General features: G+C 45.4%; 18 protein-coding genes. 2 read left to right on the top strand and 16 right to left on the bottom strand.

All coding sequences use genetic code 11. The features are described from left to right. Positions 1 to 9 precede the first annotated feature (9 nt). The 4 genes from KYK27_RS05335 to KYK27_RS05350 form a co-directional block, all read right to left on the bottom strand. Positions 10 to 1,584: a rhomboid family intramembrane serine protease gene (locus KYK27_RS05335; protein ID WP_199108945.1), complete on the bottom strand. Its 1,575-nt coding sequence runs from the start codon at positions 1,582 to 1,584 to the stop codon at positions 10 to 12. 680 nt (positions 1,585 to 2,264) lie between these two features. Next, positions 2,265 to 2,657: a hypothetical protein gene (locus tag KYK27_RS05340; RefSeq protein WP_199108946.1), complete on the bottom strand. Its 393-nt coding sequence runs from the start codon at positions 2,655 to 2,657 to the stop codon at positions 2,265 to 2,267. Between the two features lie 14 nt (positions 2,658 to 2,671). Then, a complete protein-coding gene (locus KYK27_RS05345) occupies positions 2,672 to 3,502 on the bottom strand; it encodes an energy transducer TonB (RefSeq protein WP_199108947.1) in 831 nt (276 codons plus the stop codon). Between the two features lie 31 nt (positions 3,503 to 3,533). Continuing rightward, complete coding sequence (locus tag KYK27_RS05350) at positions 3,534 to 6,149, bottom strand: DUF3857 domain-containing protein (protein ID WP_199108948.1); 2,616 nt, start codon at positions 6,147 to 6,149, stop codon at positions 3,534 to 3,536. A 153-nt stretch (positions 6,150 to 6,302) separates the two neighbouring features. Between KYK27_RS05350 and KYK27_RS05355 the strand changes: the two genes are divergently transcribed. Further along, entirely contained in the window at positions 6,303 to 8,156 is a 1,854-nt protein-coding gene (locus KYK27_RS05355) for an ABC transporter ATP-binding protein (RefSeq protein WP_199108949.1), read from the top strand. Between the two features lie 334 nt (positions 8,157 to 8,490). On the opposite strand, the gene KYK27_RS05360 is transcribed toward KYK27_RS05355, so the two are convergent. The 3 genes from KYK27_RS05360 to KYK27_RS05370 form a co-directional block, all read right to left on the bottom strand. Beyond that, positions 8,491 to 8,937, bottom strand: a complete 447-nt coding sequence (locus KYK27_RS05360; protein ID WP_199108950.1) for a hypothetical protein — start codon at positions 8,935 to 8,937, stop codon at positions 8,491 to 8,493. A gap of 217 nt (positions 8,938 to 9,154) precedes the next feature. Further along, a complete protein-coding gene (locus tag KYK27_RS05365) occupies positions 9,155 to 9,625 on the bottom strand; it encodes a fasciclin domain-containing protein (protein WP_199108951.1) in 471 nt (156 codons plus the stop codon). 86 nt (positions 9,626 to 9,711) lie between these two features. Then, entirely contained in the window at positions 9,712 to 10,338 is a 627-nt protein-coding gene (locus tag KYK27_RS05370) for a rhomboid family intramembrane serine protease (protein ID WP_199108952.1), read from the bottom strand. A 141-nt stretch (positions 10,339 to 10,479) separates the two neighbouring features. Between KYK27_RS05370 and KYK27_RS05375 the strand changes: the two genes are divergently transcribed. Then, on the top strand, positions 10,480 to 11,157 hold the full coding sequence (locus KYK27_RS05375) for an HAD family hydrolase (RefSeq protein ID WP_199108953.1): 678 nt from the start codon (positions 10,480 to 10,482) through the stop codon (positions 11,155 to 11,157). Between the two features lie 54 nt (positions 11,158 to 11,211). On the opposite strand, the gene KYK27_RS05380 is transcribed toward KYK27_RS05375, so the two are convergent. The 9 genes from KYK27_RS05380 to KYK27_RS05420 all read right to left on the bottom strand — a co-directional run bounded on the left by KYK27_RS05380 (position 11,212) and on the right by KYK27_RS05420 (position 25,984). Further along, positions 11,212 to 12,186 (bottom strand): polyprenyl synthetase family protein, encoded by a 975-nt coding sequence (locus KYK27_RS05380; protein WP_199108954.1) that lies wholly within the window; start codon positions 12,184 to 12,186, stop codon positions 11,212 to 11,214. A gap of 7 nt (positions 12,187 to 12,193) precedes the next feature. Beyond that, positions 12,194 to 14,500: a ribonuclease R gene (gene rnr / locus KYK27_RS05385; RefSeq protein WP_199108955.1), complete on the bottom strand. Its 2,307-nt coding sequence runs from the start codon at positions 14,498 to 14,500 to the stop codon at positions 12,194 to 12,196. Positions 14,501 to 15,479: 979 nt separating this feature from the next. After that, positions 15,480 to 17,309 carry an ABC transporter ATP-binding protein gene (locus tag KYK27_RS05390; protein ID WP_199108956.1) on the bottom strand — a complete coding sequence of 610 codons (1,830 nt, stop codon included), beginning with the start codon at positions 17,307 to 17,309 and terminating at the stop codon, positions 15,480 to 15,482. A 51-nt stretch (positions 17,310 to 17,360) separates the two neighbouring features. Then, on the bottom strand, positions 17,361 to 18,125 hold the full coding sequence (locus tag KYK27_RS05395; protein ID WP_199108957.1) for a hypothetical protein: 765 nt from the start codon (positions 18,123 to 18,125) through the stop codon (positions 17,361 to 17,363). A gap of 187 nt (positions 18,126 to 18,312) precedes the next feature. After that, positions 18,313 to 18,930 carry a lipoprotein signal peptidase gene (locus KYK27_RS05400; protein WP_199108958.1) on the bottom strand — a complete coding sequence of 206 codons (618 nt, stop codon included), beginning with the start codon at positions 18,928 to 18,930 and terminating at the stop codon, positions 18,313 to 18,315. 109 nt (positions 18,931 to 19,039) lie between these two features. After that, positions 19,040 to 22,390, bottom strand: a complete 3,351-nt coding sequence (gene ileS / locus KYK27_RS05405; RefSeq protein WP_199108959.1) for an isoleucine--tRNA ligase — start codon at positions 22,388 to 22,390, stop codon at positions 19,040 to 19,042. Between the two features lie 237 nt (positions 22,391 to 22,627). Beyond that, complete coding sequence (locus KYK27_RS05410) at positions 22,628 to 22,780, bottom strand: hypothetical protein (protein ID WP_199108960.1); 153 nt, start codon at positions 22,778 to 22,780, stop codon at positions 22,628 to 22,630. Between the two features lie 160 nt (positions 22,781 to 22,940). Continuing rightward, the gene (locus tag KYK27_RS05415; protein ID WP_199108961.1) at positions 22,941 to 24,053 is read right to left on the bottom strand and encodes a PQQ-dependent sugar dehydrogenase; all 1,113 of its coding nucleotides are present in this window, start codon (positions 24,051 to 24,053) and stop codon (positions 22,941 to 22,943) included. A gap of 428 nt (positions 24,054 to 24,481) precedes the next feature. Continuing rightward, on the bottom strand, positions 24,482 to 25,984 hold the full coding sequence (locus KYK27_RS05420) for a glycine--tRNA ligase (RefSeq protein WP_199108962.1): 1,503 nt from the start codon (positions 25,982 to 25,984) through the stop codon (positions 24,482 to 24,484). Between the last annotated feature and the right edge of the window lie 51 nt (positions 25,985 to 26,035).

A 26,035-nucleotide genomic window follows, 5' to 3' on the forward strand; every position in this document is an offset into this window, starting at 1 on the left:
GCCAGGGTGTTATTTTGTTTTAATCACGATAGCGCCATTAGCTGCTTCCGCTCCAAAGACTTCCAGCGCTTGCTTATCTTTCAGGATAGTAATATTGTCGATGTCTTTCTCTTCGATACCAGCTACTTGTGCCGGCATTTCACCTTCTCCCAAAAGACCAACTTTAACTCCATCCACAACCAAAAGCACCTTTCCCGGCGGATTATCTATTCCCAAAGTATTACCCGTATCTTCAGATTCATTCTGGGGCAATGCGGATGCATCGTTTAAGCTTTTATCTACTACTTCGCTTTCTCTGCCTTCCCGCAATGCATTAACATACCCGTCTATCGCCCACAAAATTTGTTGCTGCTTTGGGTTTAACAGCTCACGGTTATTTTGCAGGTCATCGCGCAGCATCTCATACGATTTTTTACGCAGGCGCACATAATCCAGCATTACCAGTACACGGTCTTTCTCTTTTCCGTCCACATCTTCTATTTCTTCGAGCATTACTTCGCTCTCGTCCCATAGTTTTATACCGGCTTCTACTTCAGGCACAAATTCGCTGGCGCTGGCATTTTCACCAACCTCTGAAATCTGCTGCAGCGTCTGCAGGGCTATAGTTTCTTTCTGAACAATCTGGTCCATGGTGTACAGGTAGCGCAGCTGCCCGTTGAACGGGATAAGGTTGTAAGCCACGATAAGCAGCACAAATCCCACGCCGGCCATTATAGCATTGCCACTTGAACTATAGTTTGCAGTAACCAAACGCTTTGAACGCAGCATAAGCACAGCTCCAAGAACAAGTCCTGCCACCAAACCGCCTGCATGCGCTGCGTTATCTATACCATCTGTCATCCCGAAGCCCAGGTTAATGGCAATCACAAACCCCAGGTTCCCCAGCATGGCTCTTTTATCTTTCCAGGATAGTTTCTGCTCCAGGGCCATTACTACCAACAGCAAGCCAAACATGCCAAATATTGCGCCTGACGCTCCTACGCCTACCCTGGTTCCATCCCACCAGGTACTTACAAGGCTGCCAGACAAACCACACAACAGGTAAGAGATCAGGAACGGTACACGACCCAGCATTACCTCCAACTGACGGCCAACGCTTACCAGCGCCAGCATATTTAACAACAGGTGTAGGATGCCGGCATGTATAAACATACTGGTAAGCAACCGCCACCATTGCCCCGACATTGTATAAGGCCCATAGTTACCCCCTACCGCAAAAAGCTGCCCTGCCTGCGGACTTATAAAACTGATGCCAACCAGCACCATTATTATAAAAACGAAGAGGTTTATGTTTAGTAAGATGGGCGTAATGTAATACCCCGGCTGCGGCACAAACACCTGCAGAAAGTTTTTTACCTTCTCAGCTATAGTTTTAGGTTGATTTTCCTGCTCCAGTTTTGCCTCATATACTGCCTGTGCATATTGTTTAATGTCTTCCAGGTCTGGCACTGGTACATTCCGGTTTTCCAGTTCTGCTATAACGGCAAGTGTAATTTCGGGATCGTACTGCTCGCGGGCTTGCAACAGGTTTAGTAACTGCGCTGTGCTAAGTATAGCCAACTCGGCAGCAAGGGTATTGTCCATGGGGTTAGAGTATTATTTTATAAAGATAGGCAAGGCTCGGGCAAGCACAAAATGCGGCAGAAAGAGAAGTTTGTGTAACTATAGAAATATATAGCCTATGTTATGCGGGACCGGAAAAAAGATCTCTGTACAACTTTTCAAAATAAACCCGGGATTCTGGAAATATAGCGTCCTTTACCTATAAAATTGAAGTTATAATTGCCTTAAATTTAGCAGAGAATGTGCCTTAAAATGCAGGAAAGAGGGATTTGTAAAAAAAGTAAAAAAATATTTGCCTGTTCTCTTGCTTTTAGAAAACAGGAATCATAATTTTGCACCCGAATTGAGAGAGATAGTTTATCGGAAAGCTAATGTGTGAATAAAAATTTGGAGTTCCAAATCTCACAATGATTTTTTTCGTGGGCGTTAGATTATTTTTTATGCCTCTGATTACAAAATAGAAAAATACCCCTTGCGGGATAAAGATAAGGTTAGTTAAAGTTAGATTAGTTTAGTTTGTTTTAAGGTGAGAGAAAGCCCAGTCATTTTGACGGGGCTTTTCTCATTTATAGGGGTTATAGTTTACTTCAGGTATTTGGCTGGAATAGGTTCTTTCTCCGTTTCAGGAGTAAACAAAAGGCTGGCGATCCACCAGCGGCCTTTGTCGAAAACCAGTTGATAGGTGTTCACGCCTCTAGCTTCTACTTTGCCATCTTTACCATAGCGGGTTTCATAGGTCTGGAAAGCAGTTGCCAGGTTCCCGAACCGCTCGACGCGCAGCCAAGCACATTCTCGTAAAAACCCAGTTCTGCATAAGCCGGTCCGTTGCGCTCGGCGAACTTCTCTACAGTCGTTATGCGCACAAAGCTGCTGTCGCCTTTGTAAAATACGCCTCCCATTTGCGCATTTGGCAGGAACAGAGCTTTAAACTTTTCCATGTCGCGCTGCTGCCCTTTCGGCCCCGAAATAATTTTTAAACCGGTTTCTGTTATGGCTTCTATAGTTGCTACCTCCTTTGGCGAAACTATAGTTTGTGCTTGGGTAACTATAGTTACAGCTGCGGTGAGTGTAAGAGTGAGTAGTAGTTTTTTCATAGCTCTTGTTTAGGTTAATCACTAAAAGCAAAACGCACAGGTAATGTAAAGCTAACTGGAACAAGATTCCCTTCATTTAACCCAGGTTTCCAGCGGGGCATAGATCTGATTATTCGTATAGCTTCGTTATCAAGCACATCATACACACTTTTTATTACCTCGAGCGTATTAATAGAACCGTCTTTTTCAACTATAAAAGTGATCAGCACTAAGCCACTTATTCCATACCTTAATGCTTCCTCCGGATATTTTAGGTTTTTGGAAATGTATGCTATCATGGCATTTTCACCTCCAGGAAATTCAGGCAATACAAATGCTGGAAAGTAAGGTAGATCTGCTCCTGCTTTTGAGAATACTTTACCATCTACCATTCCGCCCTCCTTGTATACTTCTATTCTCCTGAGAGCACCATCTTCATAATACCCTTTAAGCGTGTCTTTTAACTCACCCTTGAAATAGAATTTCTCATAAGATAATTGTCCGTTCTCAAACCATGTAGAGACTTTTCCATGCAGTTTATTGTTTTCATAGCTACCCTTCTCTGATAGTTTACCACTGTCGTACCACAGAGAATAATCTCCATTTAAAATTTCATTGTTATCTTCTTCTCCTTCAAAGCTGCTGTAGTTATACAAGGACACTTTTACATTATTTGCTTTTAAGAACCGTGTTCGGGTTCCACCGCCTGACGCATTATAATCAGTCTGCTCAAAAAAGTATGCCCCTTCACTAGATAAGAGTTTAATCCCTCCTTTGTTATAATAAATTGTTTGTGTTTGTGCGGAGGCGAAATGCACCGTAACAACTATAAAAAATGCTGTCAGGCAGGTGTAAAGAATTTTCATGGGATCAGTAAGCAAAAATGTATTGTGTCGTCTACAGTACCTGTTCTTCTTCAATTACTCTCTGCTGAACTTCCGTTTCAGGCTTAGGATTAAGTCGCTCTGTAAAAGTTGATCTAACCCGCTTCGAGAGGTTAAAGTAGGGCACCCATATAGCTGCAGCAACAAAAACCCGAATAACATCGCTTGCGTCGTTTCCACCGTTACCATATGGGATATTCAGCAGCTCCATAAGCATGTATTCGAATATAATAAAGGCAAGATTAAAACTGTAGAAGATGGTCATTAACCGAGGTATGCTGGTACGGCGCTTAAAGAAAAGATAGATCAGCAAAAGAGAATAAACAAAGTAGGCCATGTTTACTACTATCTCCATTGCCAGTATACCTGCCAGCGGCGGCGAGTAAGCTGCAGATGATGCATCCAGGATATTGCTCCATACAGCATTATTAAAGTATTCTTCTGAAAAGAAACCTATTAACAGTTTTATTGGCGTAAATACCAAGCCAATGGCTACCAGTATTAGCCAACCTCCTATTGGCTCACCGTCCAGAATGCTATACCCGGCAGCAGGCTGTGGGTCCCAGAAATATAATTTGTTAGCCCCGAAAGCAGCCAAACCAAAAGCAACTATAGCCAGTAAAACAATTGGCCATGAAGTTCCGCTATCAGCAGCTATGTCTTTGTTGTAGGTTAAGCCATAGCTTAACTCATCCAGCATGCTTTTCTGGTTTCTTAGGTATTGTGCCACCGCTTTTGTTGCTACGTGGTCCTGCTTAGCCTTGTAAGTATAATTTATTTCAAGTTCGGTACCTGTTGAACTATACATTATATCTTTTCTAAAGGTAAAGGCATCGTCTTCAATGGTCTGATCCTCGTTATTCACACTCCAAGCTTCCGGAAGTAACACTTTTATGTTATGCTCAATGTGCAGTGGATACCTTAGCGCAAGAGGCATGGTGCGCTTTGTTGTTTGCGGCTGACGTATGTAACTCCGTAACACCTGTGGTGTAAACCAAGCCTCAATCACTTTGTCATTGTTCTTCTGAGACTGCCAGAAATTCGGGATGTTATATTTTTCTATAACAGTAAAAGTATTCTCAGCACTTGCATCTTCATAACTGATATCCTCTGCCAGTTCTATTTCCGGGAAAGAGTTTGCGTAAAAGTTAAGGTAATTCTTCTCAATATCTTTTATACTCGTCGTTGAGAAATGGCTTCGCTGAAAGTCTGCTTCTGCCCCGGTATATGCTGTGCGAACTTCCATAGTTACATCGTCAAAGCTAGTAACATAATAGATTTCCTTCACATTTACATGCGGTGTTGTTACAATCGGCGGTATTACGGTTGTAAGTGCATTCGATTGTGGCTTTATCAGTAATGCTTTTCCATAGTTTGGTAAATAAATGCTTTTAAAGTCGCCACGCTGTTTGCTTATAGTAGCATCGTACCAGTATGTTTTACCACCCAGTAGCTCCACTTGCACTATACAATGGTTAAACGCATAAGGTGATGGCAGCATTTCAGCTATATGTCCCTGATAGCTGGAGTTAACCAGCGCAGGAAACGCCTTGATATCCATCTGTCGTAACATTACAGCTAGAAGTAAGGCTTTATCTTTACAATCACCGAAGCGGTTTGCAAATACGTGGGAAGGAGAACGCGGTTTAAATCCTCCAATTCCTGCTTCAAAACCTAAATAGCGTACTTCATCCTGCACAAATTGTAAAGCTGCTGTTAAGCGGTCTTCATCACTGCCGTAAGCGCTTTTGATCTTATCTATTTTGGCTTGCAGGTCCTTACTTAGTTTCTCATTTACTTCATAAAGCGGCAATGCCCAGTTAACAACTTCCTGCCACGTGTTAAATTCCGATACATAAGCCCCCGGATAAGGGTCAAACCAGGAAGGAGTTTCATCGTCAACCAAAGTGGCAGGCAGGTCTTTTAAATGCCAGGTGTAGGTTGTACTGCCATTTGTGGTGCCAATAGCTGGTTTCTTATCTGTCAGGTGAAGTTTATAGTTTAGCCTGCGGTTTTGTGGCATTACTATGTGTACCAGCCGTTCATCCATCGGGTCATAACTCTGCAGGTTAAAGGAATTAAAGAACTTGCCTGCAAAAACTGGATTGGCTCCTTTTACGGTGCAGGAGTATTCCACAATATCGCCAACCCTAATATCGTCCAGCACCAGTACAGCAGTCAGGTTTTCATCGTAAATACCTCGGTCCATACCGCGCTCACGCTGCAGCAGCTTAATTTTTTTCAGATCAAGTTTATTAATGGGCTTTCCGTTTCGCCACACAACAACTTTATGGAATTGCAGCTTCTCGTGATTAGGGTCATAGCTTACCCGCAACTCAGAAAAATCCTGGACACCCTCTTCTGTCGTAAATTTGTAAACATTATGGTAGTAAAGTTCTTCCTTTGCCACTTCATACTGCTGGTCCATCAGCAGGTAATAGTAGCCTCCATTTACATCTTCAGGACTAATGTTACTCTTAATGCGCGTCGGTAATTTTTTGATCCAAGAAGGCTCTGGGCTCACGGAAACATTGCGGGGTGTGGCAACAGCTATTTGCTGCCATAGTAGTAGCACTGCAAAAAGGAAGGTGAGTGTACTAAGTTTGTTTTTGAGATAAAAGTGCATCATAATACTATAATATAAACTTTTAAATATAGTACATTTTATGTTATATGATCTTAGATTTTATAGTTGTCCTAAAAATCTCATTCTTGAATAAGAACCTAAACCTGAACATAATAAGCCTGCAATGGTATAGTTATTTTGCGTATCTATAGTTAGATGAAGATTTTCAGAGATAAACCTGCAGCCGCACCCAAAGCCGCTGACGATAAAAAGACTTTTAAAGAACAGGTTGGTGCGCTTAAGAACCTGCCTAAGTTTTTCCGTTTGATCTGGGAGACGAGCCCTTCCATAACCATCGGCAACATGCTGCTGCGCCTGGTAAAATCGGCCCTGCCCCTTTCGATGCTGTATATCGGTAAGCTGATTATTGATGAAGTGATCCGTTTGATAGCAGTGACCGGCGAACGCGACCTCTCTTACCTGTGGATGCTGGTAGCTGCCGAACTGGGTCTGGCTATAGTTTCTGACCTTATCAGCCGGGGCATTACTCTGCTGGACAGTTTGCTAGGCGACCTTTTCTCCAACAAAACATCCGTTACCCTGATAGAACACGCCGCTACCTTAGACCTGACTCAATTTGAAGATGCCACGTTTTACGACAAACTGGAGCGGGCGCGCCGACAGACGGTCACGCGGGTAGTGCTGATGTCGCAGGTATTATCGCAGGTGCAGGATATCGTAACGATTGGATTTCTGGCAGTTGGTCTGATCGCATTTAATCCGTGGCTTATTCTTATTCTGCTGATAGCCGTTATTCCGTCGTTTCTGGGCGAGACACATTTTAACGAGCGTACCTACTCCCTATCCCGCTCCTGGACACCTGAACGCCGCGAACTGGACTACCTGCGCTATATTGGTGCATCCGACGAAACAGCCAAAGAGATCAAGACCTTTAACCTGTCAGGTTTCCTGGCTGAGCGCTTTAAATTACTTTCAGACAAATATTACCTACTAAATAAGAGCCTGATCGTGAAGCGGGCAGTGTGGGGTATTGCGCTCTCGGCGTTGGGTACGCTGGCCTATTATGGTGCCTATATATTTATACTGATGCAAACGGTGGCGGGCATAATTACAGTAGGTAGCTTAACTTTTCTGGCTGGCTCGTTCAACAGCATGCGCGGACTATTGCAAGGCATCATGACGCGTTTCTCACAGATTGCAGAAAGCGCTTTGTACCTGCAGGACCTGTTTGACTTCCTGGAGCTGAAACCACAAATAACACCGCCTGTAAACCCGGTGCCTGTACCACGGCCCATACAACATGGTTTTACCTTTGAAAATGTTGGCTTTAAGTACCAGAACAGTGAACGGTGGGCAGTACGCAACTTAAGCTTCCATTTACGGGCCGGCGAGAAACTGGCACTTGTAGGCGAAAACGGGGCCGGCAAAACAACTCTGGTTAAATTACTGGCCAGACTATACGAACCCACCGAAGGCCGCATTATGTTAGATGGCGTGGACCTGCGCGAGTACGACCTGAACGACCTGCGTCACCAGGTAGGCATCATTTTCCAGGACTATGTGCGCTTCCAGATGTCGGCATCCGATAATATTGCCATTGGCCAGATAAGCAACATCCGTGACAAAGACCGTATCCAGGGCTCTGCCCAGAAAAGCCTGGCTGATCCGGTTATTCAGCGCCTTCCCGATAAGTATGATCAGGTGCTCGGTAAGCGCTTTAATAAAGGTGTGGAGCTATCGGGTGGCGAGTGGCAGAAAGTGGCGCTGGCGCGTGCTTATATGCGCGATGCACAGCTTCTGATACTTGATGAGCCAACATCCGCTTTAGATGCCCGCGCCGAGCACGAAGTATTTATAAGATTCTCTGAACTCATAGAAGGTAAAACGGCAGTGCTTATCTCCCACCGCTTCTCCACCGTTCGCATGGCCGACCGGATCCTGTTCCTGGAGCAAGGCCAGTTAAAAGAGCTTGGCTCGCACGAAGAACTGCTGGCACAAAATGGGAAATATGCCGAACTGTTCAAACTACAGGCGAAAGGCTACCAGTAGTTAAAGCGATTAAACTGATTTTGGTGACCAGGAAAAAACGATAATAGAAGCTTATAGCTCAACAGCTTATAGTTTGAAAGAATTGTATCTATAGTTCGGGTCAGTTTGAAACTATAGTGCTATAGTTTCGGCCATCGCAATTATTGCTTTTTAAAAGCAAAGCAAGTTGAAAACTTGCCGCCATAAATAGCCACAAGTTACGCTGCCGCTAAACATGCGTCAGGACCGTTATCCTGCCAATCCTTTAAGTTTTATCTTGATTCAGAAATGATATCCTGTAAATCCGGGTTCCCTCCTACTTGCGAACCTCTGGTCCACGTGGAACATAAAAGCTTTAGCTAATATAAGCTGTAGAAGACTGGTTAAGATAGTCCTCCGCTTCTTCGCAGGAATTGAAATTGCGGTAAGGTAACGTTGTATTCGAAACTATTGAATTAGCCTGCAGGTTAGCGATCTTGTCGGTGGGCAAAACATTAGCTACCTGCTTTACGCCAGCATGTATTACCAGCTTCTGAGCCTCCAGGTGCAGCTCATTCAGTTCTTGCGGATGCGTTATCATAGAAAGCATATCCGTAAGCACTGTAAAGCTGGATTGTGTGAGTGATACTGCCTTCTTCCAGTCTTCGATAAATTCAGATACTACTTCTTTATTCTTCCAGTATCCATGTACAGTAAAGTAGATCCGGTTTTTAGCCTTATCTATTTTAAGCTCATAGCTCGCATTACTCGCAATTTGCTCGCTGGCATTTTCTGGGGTGCTATGAAGGTTGGTGCTATACATTTGAGTATTGTACGGTTATGCAACTAGAAGGCTTTATACTTTACTTAGTTTTAATTGAGACGTAGTGAGCATTTTATAAGTTTGACCATTATTTCGATGTGGTATGCTGTAAAGCCAGGAAAGCACCGTAAGCTCCCATTACTTTCAAGAAAGGAATAATGAGGTTAGTAGTTAAAAAGTAGTGAAGAGGTTGTGCCCTAAACCGATTGCTGTTGTATTAATTGCTTAGCATTCCGCTTACACCGTGTACTACGCCATTTTTTAACTCTGTATCAGGGTTTGTGATGCTTACACCATTTACCAGCGTGTTCTTTTTACGGCAAACAGTTATAGTTTCACTGTTCAGAGCCTGTAGTTTAGCTCCGTCTTTCAGGTCTTTTTCAGTGTATTTCCCTTTCACCAGTAGGCCGGCCATCACCATACGTATCTTATCGGCAGGCTCATTCTGCAAAGCCTTTAATTCAGACTCTGGCGGGGCAAATAAGGTGTAAGGCGAATCGCCGGAAAGGGCCGGAACAAGGCCGGCAGTAGTTAGCAAACTTACCAGAACAGGCCTGTCCTTCATGATGTACTCGATCATGGTTGTACGGGTATTCTCAGCAGATGCTACGGTCTGGGCCTGTAAGTTTGAGTTCGTAAACAGAAAGGCAAACAGGGTGAAGGCAAGTAAAAAGTTAGAGGGGCGCATAAGTGTAAGCGTTTGTTTTCAAACACTTATACGTGCAATACTAACTAAAGTAACCTTATGCTATAAACTTCTGGAAATCAGTGCAATTAAAACGGCAGTTTCCAGCCGGCGATCTGGTCTATAAAGTGTGGCCCAGCCTGCGGAACTATAGCCAGGCTGATTATAAATCCATAAATAGCGCCATATAAGTGGGCATCATGGTTAATGTTATCGCCCATGCGCTTGCCAGAATAGTACGAGTAGATCAAGTACAAAATACCTAGTATAAACCCAGGGATACAAAGCACTGCATACAGGCAGATATCACTTGTCGGGTAAAACAGGATACTCGAGAACACCACTGCCGCTACACCACCTGATGCACCCAGAGCCCTGTAACCCGGGTCATTGCGGTGTTTGATATAAGTAGGAATATCAGAAACGATGATACCGCCGATATAGATCAACAGATAGATCAGGATACCGGTAACAGCACCAAAACCACCAATAAAAGTGTATTCCACGTTTGTACCGAAAAAGTACAGCGTAAACATGTTAAAGAACAGGTGCGAAAAATCGGCGTGCAGAAAACCTGACGTAATAAAGCGGTACCAGGAATTATCACGGTTCACTGTGTAAGGGTAAAATATCCATTTCTCCATCAGGCTATGGTTACTGAAGGCATACCAGGAGATTCCGACGGTGATGATGATCAATATAAGGGTAACGCTCATGTGCGGGTATTACGGTGTTCTGACTAAAGAATTGTAACAAAGATAAAAGAGTATATTGAAACACATCAGGTACAATCCTGTTTTATATTATTTTTAAGGATGTGCCATTCCGAGTTGGTACCTGCACTATTAACTATAACTATGCATAAATATGTAATCTTCGATATGGATGGCGTGCTGGTAGACAGCGAGCCGATCCACATGGAACTGGAAAGAATTCTTTTCAGCGAGCTTAATATTATTGTGCCTACTGACCTGCACGAAACGTTTGTGGGCATGGCTCCCCGTAAAGTATGGGAAACTCTGAAACAGAAATACGGCCTGCCACAAACTATAGAAGAACTTCTGAAAATTGAAAAGGACGTTAAATTCAGTGCGCTGCAGGCCCGTCAGATCTATTGCATTCCGGGAGTTGATAAATTACTGGCCGATCTGAAGTCTGATGGATATAAGTTATCAGTAGCTTCCTCCTCTCCGCGTAACATTATTCACCTGGTGCTCGAGAAACTTAACTTCAGGCTTTATTTCGATCACATCGTTAGCAGCGAGGATGTGAAAGATGGAAAGCCTGCTCCGGATATTTTCCTGGAAGTAGCACAGCGTTACGTGGTGCCAGCTGAGCAGTTTATAGTTGTGGAGGACAGCCACAATGGTGTACGGGGTGCCAAAGCTGCCGGCATGAAATGCATTGGCTATAAATCAGAGCACTCAGGTAACCAGGATCTAACGCTGGCAGATCTGATAACAGAAAGTTTCCATACCCTGAACCCCGTGGATTTTGAGAAGCTGCATCTAAACGGATCTTTTACAAACTCATAAAAAAAGCCCTCTGCCAAAATATAGCAGAGGGCTTTTTAAATTTATGTATAAGTTCTAGTTATCCCGTTCCATTAACTGCAATGCCAAGCCTCTTATAGTGGCTTTCCGCTCGTCTGGCAAGGCAATAGCATCTAAGTGGCGCAAAGCTTCCTTAAAATATAGATCTATCTGTTGCTCAGTCTGCTGACGGATGTTAAGCTGGTCGTATACTTTTGTGATGGCCTGTACTTTGGCTTCGGCTATAGTTTCCTGGGTTTTGTCGCGCCAGCTAACTATAGTTTGCAGTTGCTCCGGGTTAGCCTGCTCCAGTGCAGTCAGCATCAGGAAGGTCTTTTTATCGGAAAGGATATCTCCCCCAACCTGTTTGCCAAATTTGTCTTTATCGCCGTACACATCCAAAAGGTCATCGCGTAGCTGGAAGGCAATACCAATGTTATCACCAAACGCTTTCAAATGCTCCGCATCCGTATCAGGTGCGCCTTGTAGTATAGCTCCTAACTCTAAACTAAAACCTACTAATACCGCAGTCTTCAACGTGATCATCTGGATGTATTCCGGAATGCTCACTTCGGTGCGCTGCTCAAAATTCATGTCGAGCTGCTGCCCTTCGCAAACTTCGGCGGCGGTTTTACTGAAGAGTTGTAACACTCTTCCCAGCTTATCCGGTTCTGCCTTCGCCATCAGTTCATAAGCGCGAACCAGCATCACATCACCACTTAAAATAGCAATGTTGGCATTCCATTTTTCATGCACGGTTTGTTGGCCACGGCGCAATGGCGCTTTGTCCATAATGTCGTCGTGCATGAGCGTGAAGTTGTGGAAAACCTCTACCCCTGCAGCAGGCAAAAGTGCCTTCTCGATATCATCATCAAACATTTTAGCAGACAAAAGCACCAGCATTGGCCGGATACGTTTGCCACCCAACGCCATAATATAGCGAATAGGTTCGTACAATTCGGATGGTTGCTCGCCGTAGCGAAGCGTACTCAACGTATGGTTTAGCCTTTCAGACAGGATGTTGATATCCACAGGGTGCTTAGTGTGTTTTTAATGTTTCTACCAGTTCCAGATCGATAGTTCGGTCGTTCAGGTTAGCGCTTACAACTTCTACCAGTACCTCATCGCCAAACGAAATAATACGCTTGTTCTGGCGACCAATAATGCGGTAGTTGTTCGCATCCAGTTCATAGTAGTCGTCGTTCAGACTCGACAGGCGTACCATCCCTTCGCATTTGTTCTCTTCGATCTCCACAAATATACCCCATTCTGTAACACCAGACACAATTCCTTTGTATTGGTTGCCGATCGTGTCTTTCATAAACTCTACCTGCTTGTACTTAATGGAAGCACGCTCGGCATCGGCAGCGCGTTTTTCCATTTCAGAGGAGTGCTGGCATTTCGCTTCGTATTCGTCTTTCTCCGTCGATGGGCCACCATCCAGGTAGTGCTGCAACAGGCGGTGCGCCATCATATCAGGGTAGCGGCGAATTGGCGACGTAAAGTGCGAGTAATGCGCGAATGCCAGACCAAAGTGGCCTTCTGGCTCGGTGCTATACTTTGCCTTCGCCATCGTACGGATAGCCAGGTTCTGCAGTACGTTTTGCTCTGGTTTTCCTTCAGTTTCTTCAGCCAGGTTGTTCAGTTCTGCTGATATATTGCCATCCGGGTCTACTTTATAGCCAAATTTACGGGCAAAAATAGAGAAGGTGCTTAGCTTATCAGGATCTGGAGCACCGTGGGTACGGTAAACCATAGTCGGGTGCTTTTTACCTTTGCCCATGTTATACACAAACTCCGCTACCTTTTTATTGGCCAGCAGCATGAATTCCTCGATCAGTTTGTGGGCATCCTTGCGTTCTTTTACATAGATGTACAGCGGCTTGCCATTATCATCCAGCTTGAATTTAACTTCTGTTGTCTCGAAGCTGATGGCGCCATTCTTAAAGCGTTTGTCTTTTAGTTTTTTGGCGATAGCGTTCAGAATGTTGATCTCTTCCGCAAAATCACCTTCGCCGGTTTCGATGCGCTCCTGTGCTTCTTCGTAGGCAAATCTGCGGTCAGAGTAAATTACTGTGCGGCCAAACCATTCGCTGTATAGTTTACCGTTATCATCCAGCTCGAAAACTGCCGAGAAAGTCAGCTTCTCTTCGTTCGGGCGTAACGAACAAAGGCCGTTTGAAAGGCGCTCAGGCAACATTGGCACCGTTCTATCCACAAGATAAACCGACGTGGCTCTGTGGAAAGCTTCTTTCTCCAGTATCGTTTTAGGCGTTACGTAATGCGTTACATCGGCAATGTGCACACCAATCTCCCAGTTACCGTTCTCCAGTTTCTGTATCGATAAGGCATCATCAAAGTCCTTGGCATCGGCTGGGTCAATGGTAAAGGTGGTTACATCCCTGAAATCGCGGCGTTTGGCAATCTCCTCTTTTGTAATTTTATCGGATATTTCATTTGCTTCTTCTTCCACAGACTCCGGAAACTCGAATGGCAAGCCGAATTCTGCCATAATGGAATGGATCTCAGCTTCGTGTTCACCGGCCGGACCGAACACACGCGTTACTTCGCCGGTTGGGTTCTTGCCGGGCTTATCAGGCCACTCGGTAATTTTAACAAGTACCTTGTCGCCATTATTAGCGCCATTAAGGCCACGTTCACCTACAAATATATCAAAGTAGAGCTTCTTGAAATCTGGAACTACAAAGCCGAAATTCTTAGATAGTTGTATAATGCCTACCAGTTCTTCGCGGCGGCGTTCTATAATCTCTACAACTATACCTTCGGCACGTCCGCCTTCATAGGTTGGCAGCACTTCTACTTTCACAGTGTCGCCGTCCATGGCATAGTTCAGGTGCTCCCTGAACACGCGCACATCATCTTCGGTCTGTTCCGATACTATGTAAGCGTACTTGTTATTCGCCATATCTACCCTGCCAGTAATAATTTCTACCTTCAGGTTTAGCGTGTACTTGTCTTCGTCTACTAATATGCGGCTTTCGCGCTGTAAGGCAGCAAGCATATCGCTTACCAGCTCACGGCCTTTTTTATCTACCACCCCTAAGCGGCGGTATATCTGGCGAAGTGTAAAATCTGTATCCGGATTCTTGGAGAATAGCTCCAGCACCATGCCTTTTGCTGATCTATCTCGGCCACCTTCTCTACGGCCAGAAGACTCTCTTCTGTCGCCTGAACGGCCTCTACCGCCACCTGTTGATTCTCTTCTTGACGATGATTCACCGCGTGGTGCTCCGTCTTTTCTTGATGATGACTCGCCACGGCGGGAGCCACCTTTTTCGCTGCGGCCTTTACCTCTGCCGCCAGTGTTATCTCTATTACCTCTCATGTATCAAATTGATGGGAATATTGCTCCTTTAGCTTTACTCCAATGTATTTACAAACTTTAACTTAAATAGTTTTGATACTATACGCCACAAAAAGCGCTTTGGCTAAAGTCTGATTGCAATTATAGCTTAATTTATATAGAAAACGCTATATAATGGTGTTAGAAGGGAAATAAAGCCTGTTAAGAAATAGTTAAGCTTATTTGTTTAGCTGTTTGGGGGAACATAATATTTTAATTGTCGGTCTGAGCGATAGTCGAGGTAGCTTATACATTCTATAATTCATCTTCTGTCATTTCGAACAACGTGAGAAATCTATCTTAGCTTATAGTTCGCTTTTCTAACAATCGAGCCAAGCATTTTCTTTTATAGCTACTTCTAATCCTGGGAGCTCTAGGAACCTATCGTTTCATTTCAAGCTTTGGTGCCCTCACGGCCGGGAGGCCCCGTCTTCGGGCATCGCGCTACTGCTTTCTTGCTATCCTCGTGCCTCGGGCTGCCTAGCGGCACTGCAACAAAGCAAAGGCGCTCAACCCAAAGACTGTGATCAGTTCGATAGCTAAAGTTCTTCTATAGTTTTAACCGGTAAGTTTCGAGATTGATCGTGGTAGTAATTTCGTTGGGACAGGTAAACCTGTCCTGATCGTGATAAGTAACTATAGACTATAGCTTAGAAATTGGTAATAACAAGATTGTCCCCTTGAGGGGACTACAGGGGCGTTAAAACAGCATCTATAGAACTATAGCCACCAACTACAACTATAGCCAAAATTCCCCTCTCGGGAGGGGCTGGGGTGGGTTAAAACAGTAACTATAAAACTATCAGTTGAACTATAGCAAAGGCCATAAAAGCTCCCCGCCTTAGACAAGGAGGGATAAAGGGGTGGTTGGACCACGCCAACTATAAAACTACAACCCTAACTATAGCGAGAAGCCCAATCCTGGCAATCCTTTAATCCTGTAAATCCTGATTCAGACAAACTATAACTGCCCTGCTTTCATCAACTCGCGTTTCTCCTGCGCTTTGATGATATCTTCTACTTCGCCTTTCGGGATGGCATTGATAAGGGTGCGGGTGTATTCTTCTTTTGGATTCAGATATAGTTGCTGCGGTGTTCCACTTTCCACGATCTGGCCTTTGCTCATTACCAGAATGCGGTCCGACATGTACTTCGCTACCGACAGGTCATGGGTAATGAAGATATAAGTCATTTGGAATTCCTGCTTCAGTTTGTTGAGCAAGTTAAGTACCTGCGCCTGCACCGACACATCCAGCGCCGATACAGACTCATCACAGATAATACATTTAGGTTGCAGTGCCAGTGCTCTGGCTATACTGATGCGCTGTCGCTGGCCGCCTGAAAATTCGTGTGGATAACGCTGGAAGTGCTCAGTCGTAAGTCCTACCTTCTCAAGCAGTTCCATTGTTTTGGCTTTGCGTTCTTTGTCGTTAGCGTATAGTTTATGCACACGCATCGGCTCCATAATAGCTTCGCCTACCGTATGCATCGGGTTCAGCGACGCGTAAGGGTCCTGAAAGATCATCTGGAAATCACGGCGACTTTTGCGGAGCTCTTCTGAACTAAGCTGGGCTATATCGCGGCCGTTAAAGATGATGCTACCTTCAGTCGGTTCTACTAACCTCAACAGTGCGCGACCTAACGTAGTTTTTCCACAGCCTGACTCGCCAACCAAACCAATGGTTTCGCCGGGGTTAACTATAAAACTAACGCCATCTACTGCCTTTACATAGTCGGTGGTTCTGCCAAAAAAGCCTTTCTTTATCGGGAAGTATACTTTTAGGTTCTCCACTTTCAGTAAAGGAGGCTTCTGCTTATTTTCCTGCTGGTGCTTTATATCGGTAACGGTACCTACATAATTGTTCACCACATCTACCAGCGAGGGCTCTACAATCTCTTTCTTCCGTTCTATAATATTCCCAAACTCATCTTCCAGCATAAAATCCGAAACCGTAGGCAGTATAGATTGCGGTTTGGCAGAAAGCTTCGGTCGGCAGGCCAGCAAGCCTTTAGTGTAAGGGTGTTGTGGATTTGTGAAGATATCAAGCACCTTGCCCTGCTCTACCAGCTTACCTTTATACATGACCAGGATACGGTCGGCAATTTCGGCCACTACACCCAGGTCGTGCGTAATGAACAGCACTGCCGTATTTTCTTTTACACGAAGTTCGTCGATCAATTGCAGCATCCTCGCCTGCACAGTTACATCCAGTGCAGTGGTTGGTTCGTCGGCAATAAGTATACTTGGTTCGCAGGCCATGGCCATCGCGATCATCACGCGCTGCTTCTGGCCACCCGAAATCTCGTGTGGATAAGCATCGTAGATCTTCTCTGGGCGTGGCAATTTAGCCTTTTCAAAAAGGGCTATAGTTCGTTCTCTGGCTTCTTTTTCTGAAATATCCCGGTGCAACAGCAACACTTCAGCTACCTGTTTTCCACAGGTATAAACCGGGTTCAGCGACGACATCGGCTCCTGGAAGATCATGGAGATATCGTTGCCACGGATCTGCTGCATCTGCTTTTCCGGCAAAGAGAACAGGTCTACTTCTCCAAACTTCTCTGACTGGAAAATAGCAGTACCACCTGCTATGCGGCCCGGCGGGGTATTGATCAGCCGCATCACAGACAATGACGTTACCGATTTGCCTGAACCTGACTCACCAACTATAGCAACTGTCTCGCCCGGGTATATTTCAAATGACACCTTATCCACAGCTTTGGTAGTGCCGCGGTGCGTGGAGAAAACAGTTTCCAGGTCAGTTACTTTTAGTATGGGAGTTGGCGTAATCAAAATAAGTCAGGTTTATGCTTCAGGTAAAAATAACAGTTTTTGCCGTATTCGCTACTGTATAGTTACATCTATCTGCTTGCCCCTGTAGGTATAAGCACGAATTAAACCGATACCTTCTTTTATGTAAATGCCTTCCACAAAATCCAAAGGATACTTATCAGATCTTGGTTCATGGGCTTCTGTATGGGGTTCTTTTATGTACAAGTGGTATACATTTTCATGCGCTACACCATTGAAGGTTACAGTTGGTAAAAATTCCTGCATATAGGTTATCCTATCAATTGTAGAGGTGGTTGCTTCTTCAAATAAGAAATAGCGCTGTGCCGAAAAGCTGTTGATGGTACCCGTTCCGTAGGGTACTGGCTCAGGGAAAATGTTGTTATACCCCATTGCAAATTCGACCACATCACCCACAGCATTTTTGTCCGGAATAGTATTGTAGCGTTCCGAATCAGCATCTTTTCTATAGGTTGTTCTGATGCTTATCAGACTTTCGCCCTGAGGTTGGCCTGTATATACTTTTTCTTCGGCGGTGTAATACTCATTACACGAATTAGGATCGAATTTGCCTGAGTAGTTCGTTTTCCCAGCTGGGATGATAACCTGTGCATTTGTATTGGGTACAGCATAATTCATCTGCTGCCTACCACTTTCGGATGTTATATAATAGCTTTTCCCTGGAGCAGGTTGAGCTGGGAGAAATGATATGAGTGCATTGGTGAACTCCAGTTTTCCAAGGTTCACATCTTCACAATTATCGCAGGAGATCAGGCTGAGGGCTACAGCAACAGTGCCTAAAAGTTTAGGGAGTTTCATTTTATAGTTGGAAGTATAGTTACCGGTAAAAAAGCACGAAATATAAGTGGAAGTTTTGTGATTGTAACCAAGTGCTTTTCCACAGATTCCTAAACGGATAAAAGCTCTCAGAATTGCAGAGGCTTCTATAACAAAAAAGCGGCTGCTCCACATGGAACAGCCGCTTTTTTATAGTTTATAGTTTGTCTTAGAAACCCTGCTGCTGCACAGCTCTGTGCTCCTGCTCGTGGTGTTCTCCAAAGAAACGCTTCTGGTTAAACAGGATCAGCAACACACCAATAAAGATTGCGGCATCGGCTACATTAAAGATCGGCCACAACGACATAGGTTTACCGCCCATCAGAGGTACCCAATGTGGAATAATACCTTCCCAGATGTCCAGGTAAAACATATCGATTACCTGCCCATGGAACCATGGTGTAGACGAACCATATAAGGCATTATCAAACCAAACACCATAGAATGTACTGTCAATTAAATTACCAACTGCGCCACCCAATATTAGTGCTATACACCACACCAAACCTTTAGGTGCATCATGATTTACCAGATAGTATAAATAATAGCCAATACCAAACATAGCCACTAATCGGAACAGCGTCAGCATGAGTTTACCATAGTCTGAGCCCAGCTCCACACCAAAAGCCATACCCGGGTTCAGCGTATAGTGCAGTTTAAAGAAGTCGCCTATTACGTGTATCTCGCCGGGAAGGCCCATTTCCATGTTGTAATGCACGATCAGCTTTACGGCCTGGTCTATCAGGATCACAACAAGGCTGAGCAGGTAAAATTTCCAGTATTTCATGTGTGTAAGGTAAGCAGCGCTGTCGGGTTATAGTTTAGCAGCTACTGCAAGTATACTTAATAAAAAGAAACGCACCCGTTAGTATTAGACAAACGGGTGCGTTTATGGTTTAAACTGCTACAGTTTCAGTACGAATCTGCATGTAGATCTGGTACTCGTCCATTTCCAGCAGCGTACCGTCAGACAGGCCATCTACAATCTCTAAGCTCAGTGCCTGGGTTTCAGTGCAGATATAGTTTCTGAAGTTTTCAACGGCAGCGTTTACTTCCGGCGCCGATGGCTGCATCAGGATATGGATCTTGTCCTGTACTTCCAGATTGGTATCCTTGCGCAGGTTCTGGATACGGTTAACCAGGTCGCGGGCAATACCTTCTTGCTTCAACTCTTCAGTTATAGTTATATCCAAAGCTACCGTCAGTTTGCCTTCGCTGGCTACCAACCAACCTGGGATATCTTCCGAAGAGATCTCCACATCGTCCGGCGTTAACACCGCGGTTTCATCGTCAGCGATCAGTACTTCAAAGCCACCTTCACGTTCCAGTCTGGCAATATCCTCCTGGTTCATTTGCTGTACGGCAGCGGCTACCAGTTTCATCTTCGGACCAAACACCTGGCCCAACTTCTTGAAGTTAGGCTTGATCTTCTTCACCAGAATGCCGGAAGTATCATCGATGTACTCAATGTGCTTCACGTTCACTTCGCTCATGATCAGGTCTTCTACCGCCTGGATCTGGTGCTTGGTTTGTTCGCTTAGTACAGGTATAAGTACACGTTGCAACGGCTGACGCACTTTGATCATGTGCTTCTTACGCAGCGAGTGTACCAATGAAGATACCGACTGTGCCAGGGCCATACGCTCTTCCAGGTCTTTGTCTATCGCCGCAAGCGACACTTCCGGGTAATAAGCCAAATGAACTGATTCCACTTTATTTTTACCACTCACGCTGTTCAGATCACGGAACAATTGCTCAGTGTAGAACGGCGCGATAGGCGAAGCAAGCTTGGCTATAGTTTCCAAACAAGTATAAAGCGTCTGGTAAGCAGCTATCTTGTCTTCGTTGTACTCGCCTTTCCAGAAGCGTTTGCGGTTCAGGCGCACGTACCAGTTACTCAGGTCATCGGTCACGAAATCCTGGATGGCACGGGCTGCTTTGGTTGGATCATAATCTGTTAAGTAGGCATCTACATCCTGTACCAGCGTGTTCAGTTTTGAGATGATCCAGCGGTCGCTTTCGGTTCTTCTTTCCAACGGCACATCGGCTTCGGCATACGTGAAGTTATCCAGGTTAGCGTACAGCGCGAAGAAAGAGTATGTGTTCTGCAGCGTTCCGAAGAAACGGCGCTGCGTCTCTACTACTCCATCAGCATTGAATTTCAGGTTATCCCAAGGTGGCGCATTCGCGATCATGTACCAACGCACAGCATCCGGACCATATTGGCCGATCATTGCAAACGGATCGATGGCGTTGCCTAAGCGCTTGCTCATCTTGTTTCCGTTCTTATCCAGCACCAAGCCGTTTGCGATAACGTTCTTGTAAGCCACGCTGTCTTCCAGCATTACTGCCAGGGCATGCAGTGTAAAGAACCATCCACGGGTCTGGTCCACACCTTCGGCAATGTAGTCTGCCGGGAAGTTCTGTTCGAAAATATCCTTGTTCTCCAGTGGGTAGTGCCATTGTGCATAAGGCATCGCGCCAGAATCGAACCAAACGTCGATAAGGTCTGGCTCTCTGTACATTGGCTTACCAGATGGGCTTACCAACACGATGTTATCCACGTAAGGACGGTGCAGGTCGTTTATCTCTACAGCCGCATCCATGAAGCCTTTATCAACAGCATGGTCGATCTGCTCGCTCAGCTCATGTATAGAACCTATGCAAACTTCTTCCTCTCCATCTTCGGTTCTCCAGATAGGTAGTGGCGTTCCCCAGTAGCGTGAGCGCGACAGGTTCCAGTCTACCAGGTTCTCGAGCCAGTTACCAAAACGGCCTGTACCCGTAGATTCCGGTTTCCAGTTGATCGTCTTGTTCAGCTCGATCATTCTTTCCTTCACAGCAGTAGTCTTGATGAACCAACTATCCAATGGATAGTATAAAACCGGCTTATCCGTTCTCCAGCAGTGCGGGTAAGTGTGCTCGTATTTCTCTACTTTAAAGGCTTTGTTCTCTTCCTTTAGTTTGATAGCGATCAGTACATCCGTCGGTTTATAGTCTGGTGCAGACTCATCCTGGCCGTCGTAGTTCTTCACGTACATGCCGGCAAAATCGGTTACTTCTTTCACAAAGCGACCCTGCTTATCAACCAGCGGCATTGGTTTGCCATTCTCGTCCATCACCATCAGGGCCGGTATGTCGTTCTGAGCGGCAACTCTAAAGTCATCGGCACCAAACGTTGGCGAGATATGCACGATACCTGTACCATCTTCCGTCGTCACGAAATCACCAACCACAACTCTGAATGCTGGTTTATCCGGCTGCACGTAAGGCATCAGCTGGTGATACTCCACTCCTGCCAGGTCAGCGCCTACAAACTCTCCTACCACTTTAAACGGTACCAGTTTATCGCCCGGGTTATAATCTTCCAGGGCAATGTCTTTTGCTTTGTCGTTGAAGTAACGGCTTACTAGATCTTTGGCAAGTATAACTGAGATAGGTGCGTAAGTATATGGGTTGTAGGTTTTCACCTTCACGTACTTTATACCTTTTCCTACGGCCAAAGCGGTATTTGCCGGAAGCGTCCACGGCGTGGTCGTCCAGGCAAGGAAATATATAGGTTCATCTTCGTTCTCGAAAAGGAACATATTGCGGGTGATCTTCTTCAGCTCAAACTGCGCTACAATAGTGGTATCTTTTACCATCTGGTAGCAACCCGGCTGGTTCAGCTCATGCGAGCTAAGCCCTGTACCTGCTCCCGGCGAGTATGGCTGGATCGTGTAGCCTTTGTAAAGATACCCCTTATCATACAGGCGCTTCAGCAGTGCCCAGCACGATTCGATGTATTCGTTCTCGAAAGTGATGTATGGGTTGTCCAGGTCTACCCAATAACCCATTTTTTCGGTCAGGTCGTCCCACTGGTCCTTGAAACGCATTACCGTTTCGCGGCAGCGCTGGTTATACTCCTCAACCGTGATCTTCTTGCCGATATCTTCTTTGGTAATACCCAACTCTTTCTCCACCTGCAACTCTACCGGAAGGCCGTGTGTATCCCAGCCGCCTTTGCGGTTTACCTGGAAGCCTTTCAGGGTTTTGTAGCGGCAGAAAATATCTTTAACCGCGCGGGCCATTACGTGGTGAATACCCGGCGTACCGTTTGCAGATGGCGGCCCTTCGTAGAACACGAAGTTATCGTTGCCTTCACGCGTCGCCACAGACTTCTGGAAGATGTTATGCTCTTTCCAGAAAGCCAGTACGTCTTCGCCAAGCTTGGCGTAATTCAGATTTTTATACTCGTTATACTTCACCGTTTTCAGGTTTATCTTTATCTCACGAAATCACTGCTATCAAAACTATAAACTATAGATTAAGCAGCTATAGTTAGCAGTTTGACTACAAGGCGGTAAAGTTAGGGATTTTTGCTCATTCTTACAGACTCAAAATCTCTAACGTTCCTTCTTAAAGCTAACAACAACTATAGCCTATTAGTGCTAAAACAAAAAGCCCCGTTTTGAGCGGAGCTTTTACTTTATAGTTTGCCTAAGCTAACTTTTCTTTTTTGCTGAAGATTTATTTTCGGGAACACAATTTGGGACCTGTTTGCCATCTTTGCTTTTCATGCCCACTTGTTCGTAGCCTTTCCAACAAGGATCTTTTTCAGGGGTCTGACTGCTTTTTGTTTTCGATGCATTTGTCATAGTGCTATAGTTTAGGTTAAGGATCTCGGTTTATAGTTAACAACCTAACCTGATCTATGGTTTTGTTCCTTGTGGAACAGAGCAGAAACTATAGTTGAAAAATAAGGTTAAAAGCCCCAAACCGGAAAGTATAAGCTAAATTCGACTCAGCTTTCAACAATCAGTTACTGCGGCTGATCTCTATAATTTTATCGTTGGAGCCATTACCGGTAGCTATATAAACTTTGCCGTTTGGCGCTACCAGAACATCGCGAAGTCTGCCATACTTGGAGCGATAAAACTCTGTAGTTTCTGTTATCTTATCGCCTGCCTGATCTAGTTTGAACTGGTAAAGTGTATTATCCTTCAGGGTGGCAACCAGCAACGAGTTCTTCCACTGCGGGATCTGGTTGTTGTTATAATAGTCCATACCGCTGAAGGCTATAGTTGGTGTATAGCTTACCAGGGGTTCTACTACGTTGTTATCCTGGCAGAATTTCTTTTCTCCTTCTTCGTTGCAGAAACCGTTAACTACAGGCCAGCCATAGTTGCGGCCTTTCTGGATGATGTTGATCTCGTCGTCTTTCTCGGGACCATGTTCACTGCTATATAGTTTATTGTTGGCGTAAGCCAGGCCTTGGGCATTGCGGTGACCCAAACTCCAGATCGCGCTGCCGGAAAAAGGATTATCAGCCGGAATAGAGCCATCCAGGTTAATGCGCAGCACTTTTCCATTTGGCGAACTCAGATCCTGAGCCCATTGCACGGTGCCCGCATCGCCGGTCGTAATGTATAGTTTCATATCCGGCGTGATGAGCAGGCGGCTTCCGTTATGATAGTTTAATGCACCAATGCCCTGAAACAGCACTACCGGATTTATAAGTGTGGTGCCGTTGTAGGTATATTTTACAACTTTCTCAGAGTATTCGCCTCCGGTTACATGGTTATAAACCAGGAAAACTTCAGGTGTTGTGCTAAAGTTTGGGTGCAGGGCCATGCCCAGCAAGCCACCTTCGCCCCTTGACTCTGCATCTGCTATAGTTGCTACTACGGTTACAGCGCCAGTTTCAGGATTTACGCGGCTAACTTTTCCACCACGCTCCGTCATCCAGATGCTATTATCCGGAGCCCAGGCGAGTTCCCAGGGGTGAGTAAGGTTTTCGGTAACTACACGTTCCTGTAACACCGCTTCTGTCAGGTCCGGGTCGGGTTGTACTACTTCTTTGTTATCATCGCTGCAGCCGAACTGAAAGGGTAAGAGCACCACCAGCGCATAGGCAATCCATTTGTTCATAGTAAATAAGTTTTAAGGGTATTTGCCCTTTGTAACTTAAGCTAATGGAAAAGGTTGGGTTTTTACACCGTTTTATAGTTGCACAGGAACTATAGTTAAGCAACTTATGAGCCGCTGGCAACCGTGTAGAAATTGTATGAAATGTGCTTTCAAACTATAGCCCGGGTCATTTTTGGGATATTTTTCCACAGGGAACATCAATAAGAAAGGACAATCATACCCCACTTTAAGCTAGCACTAAACTTGTAGTATGTAGTATAACATCCAAGGCGGCCAGAGGCCGATCTACAGCTCACACTCGCGGGACGCGAGCGAGGGCGAACGCAACAGGCCATTTTTCAACAGAGATCACATGAACTATAGTTGCCAAAAGCAAAAAAGCCGAAGGCTTTAGAACCTTCGGCTTTTACTTGATCTATAGTTTATACTTAAGCTATTTTTTCCAGAATGCTACGGAAGTTAACGGCTTTATCAATGTAGGTTCTAAGTTCTGCAATTGGCATACGCACCTGCTCGCGGCTATCGCGGTCACGAACGGTAACAGTGTTGTCTTCCAGCGTCTGGTGATCAACAGCGATACAGAACGGTGTTCCGATCAGGTCCTGGCGCGTGTAACGCTTCCCGATGCTGTCGCGCTCTTCGTAGATCATGTTGAAGTCAAACTTCAATGAGTTGAAGATCTCGGTCGCTTTCTCTGGCAGGCCGTCTTTCTTGGTTAACGGAAGAATAGCAGCTTTTACCGGAGATAGAGCCGGATGCAGTTTCAGGAACGTACGTGTTTTGGTAGCTTCCCCTTCAGTGATCTCTTCCTCCTGATACGCGTTGCAAAGCGTCATCAGGAACAGGCGGTCAGCACCAGCCGATGTCTCGATCACATAAGGAATATAGTTACCGTATGGCTTGCCGTCTGCATTCAGGTCGTTGTCGAAGTACTGCATTTTTTTGCGGCTCAGTTCCTGGTGCTGGGTCAGGTCGAAGTCCGTACGCGAGTGGATACCTTCTACTTCTTTAAAGCCGAACGGAAACTTGTACTCAATATCAACGGCAGCATTGGCATAGTGCGCCAGCTTTTCGTGATCGTGGTAGCGCAGGCTTTCAGCCGGAATACCAATGGCTTCGTGCCAGGTCTTACGGGCAGCTTTCCATTTCTCGTACCATTCCATTTCGGTGCCAGGGCGCACAAAGAACTGCATCTCCATCTGCTCAAACTCGCGCATGCGGAAAATGAACTGACGGGCCACGATCTCGTTACGGAAAGCTTTCCCGATCTGCGCAATACCGAAAGGCACTTTCAGGCGGCCGGTTTTCTGCACATTCAGGAAGTTAACGAAGATACCCTGTGCTGTTTCAGGGCGCAGGTAAATTGTTTGGGAATCTTCGGCTACAGAACCAACCTGCGTCGAGAACATCAGGTTAAACTGGCGCACTTCGGTCCAGTTGGTGGTACCGGAAACCGGGCATTTTATATTTTCACGGATGATAAGCTCACGTACACCATCCAGGTCTTCGGCTTCCAGCAAGCGGCCCATTTCAGCCAGCAGCGCGCCGGCTTCTTCCACTTTGCCTTCATTCTCGAACTGGGCAGCTTTTTCTTCTATCAGTACATCGGCACGGTAACGCTTCTTCGAGTCTTTGTTATCGATCATCGGATCGTTAAAGCTGTCGATGTGGCCGGAGGCTTTCCAGGTTAGCGGGTGCATAAAGATGGCAGCATCCAGCCCGACTACGTTCTCGTTCAGTTGGGTCATACATTTCCACCAGAGCTGCTTTATGTTGTTCTTCAGCTCCACGCCCATCTGGCCATAGTCGTACACGGCCTGCATGCCGTCGTAAATCTCGCTCGAAGGGAATACAAAACCATACTCTTTCGCGTGCGAGATGATGTCTTTTAACTGGGTATTTTCTTCAGTCGTTTTCTCTTTTGTTGCCATGGTGCAAAGATAGCCTTTTTTAGTAATGCTACTGCCAAACGTAGTTTACAG

It is taken from the genome of Pontibacter populi (assembly GCF_019336435.1).
GTDB lineage: Bacteria > Bacteroidota > Bacteroidia > Cytophagales > Hymenobacteraceae > Pontibacter > Pontibacter humidus.

Excerpts from the sequence above, each read along its gene's own strand:
- KYK27_RS05335 (WP_199108945.1), bottom strand. The coding sequence starts at position 1,584 with ATGGACAATACCCTTGCTGCCGAGTTGGCTATACTTAGCACAGCGCAG.
- KYK27_RS05340 (WP_199108946.1), bottom strand. The coding sequence starts at position 2,657 with ATGAAAAAACTACTACTCACTCTTACACTCACCGCAGCTGTAACTATA.
- KYK27_RS05345 (WP_199108947.1), bottom strand. The coding sequence starts at position 3,502 with ATGAAAATTCTTTACACCTGCCTGACAGCATTTTTTATAGTTGTTACG.
- KYK27_RS05350 (WP_199108948.1), bottom strand. The coding sequence starts at position 6,149 with ATGATGCACTTTTATCTCAAAAACAAACTTAGTACACTCACCTTCCTT.
- KYK27_RS05355 (WP_199108949.1), top strand. The coding sequence starts at position 6,303 with ATGAAGATTTTCAGAGATAAACCTGCAGCCGCACCCAAAGCCGCTGAC.
- KYK27_RS05360 (WP_199108950.1), bottom strand. The coding sequence starts at position 8,937 with ATGTATAGCACCAACCTTCATAGCACCCCAGAAAATGCCAGCGAGCAA.
- KYK27_RS05365 (WP_199108951.1), bottom strand. The coding sequence starts at position 9,625 with ATGCGCCCCTCTAACTTTTTACTTGCCTTCACCCTGTTTGCCTTTCTG.
- KYK27_RS05370 (WP_199108952.1), bottom strand. The coding sequence starts at position 10,338 with ATGAGCGTTACCCTTATATTGATCATCATCACCGTCGGAATCTCCTGG.
- KYK27_RS05375 (WP_199108953.1), top strand. The coding sequence starts at position 10,480 with ATGCATAAATATGTAATCTTCGATATGGATGGCGTGCTGGTAGACAGC.
- rnr (WP_199108955.1), bottom strand. The coding sequence starts at position 14,500 with ATGAGAGGTAATAGAGATAACACTGGCGGCAGAGGTAAAGGCCGCAGC.
- KYK27_RS05395 (WP_199108957.1), bottom strand. The coding sequence starts at position 18,125 with ATGAAACTCCCTAAACTTTTAGGCACTGTTGCTGTAGCCCTCAGCCTG.
- KYK27_RS05400 (WP_199108958.1), bottom strand. The coding sequence starts at position 18,930 with ATGAAATACTGGAAATTTTACCTGCTCAGCCTTGTTGTGATCCTGATA.
- KYK27_RS05410 (WP_199108960.1), bottom strand. The coding sequence starts at position 22,780 with ATGACAAATGCATCGAAAACAAAAAGCAGTCAGACCCCTGAAAAAGAT.
- KYK27_RS05415 (WP_199108961.1), bottom strand. The coding sequence starts at position 24,053 with ATGAACAAATGGATTGCCTATGCGCTGGTGGTGCTCTTACCCTTTCAG.
- KYK27_RS05420 (WP_199108962.1), bottom strand. The coding sequence starts at position 25,984 with ATGGCAACAAAAGAGAAAACGACTGAAGAAAATACCCAGTTAAAAGAC.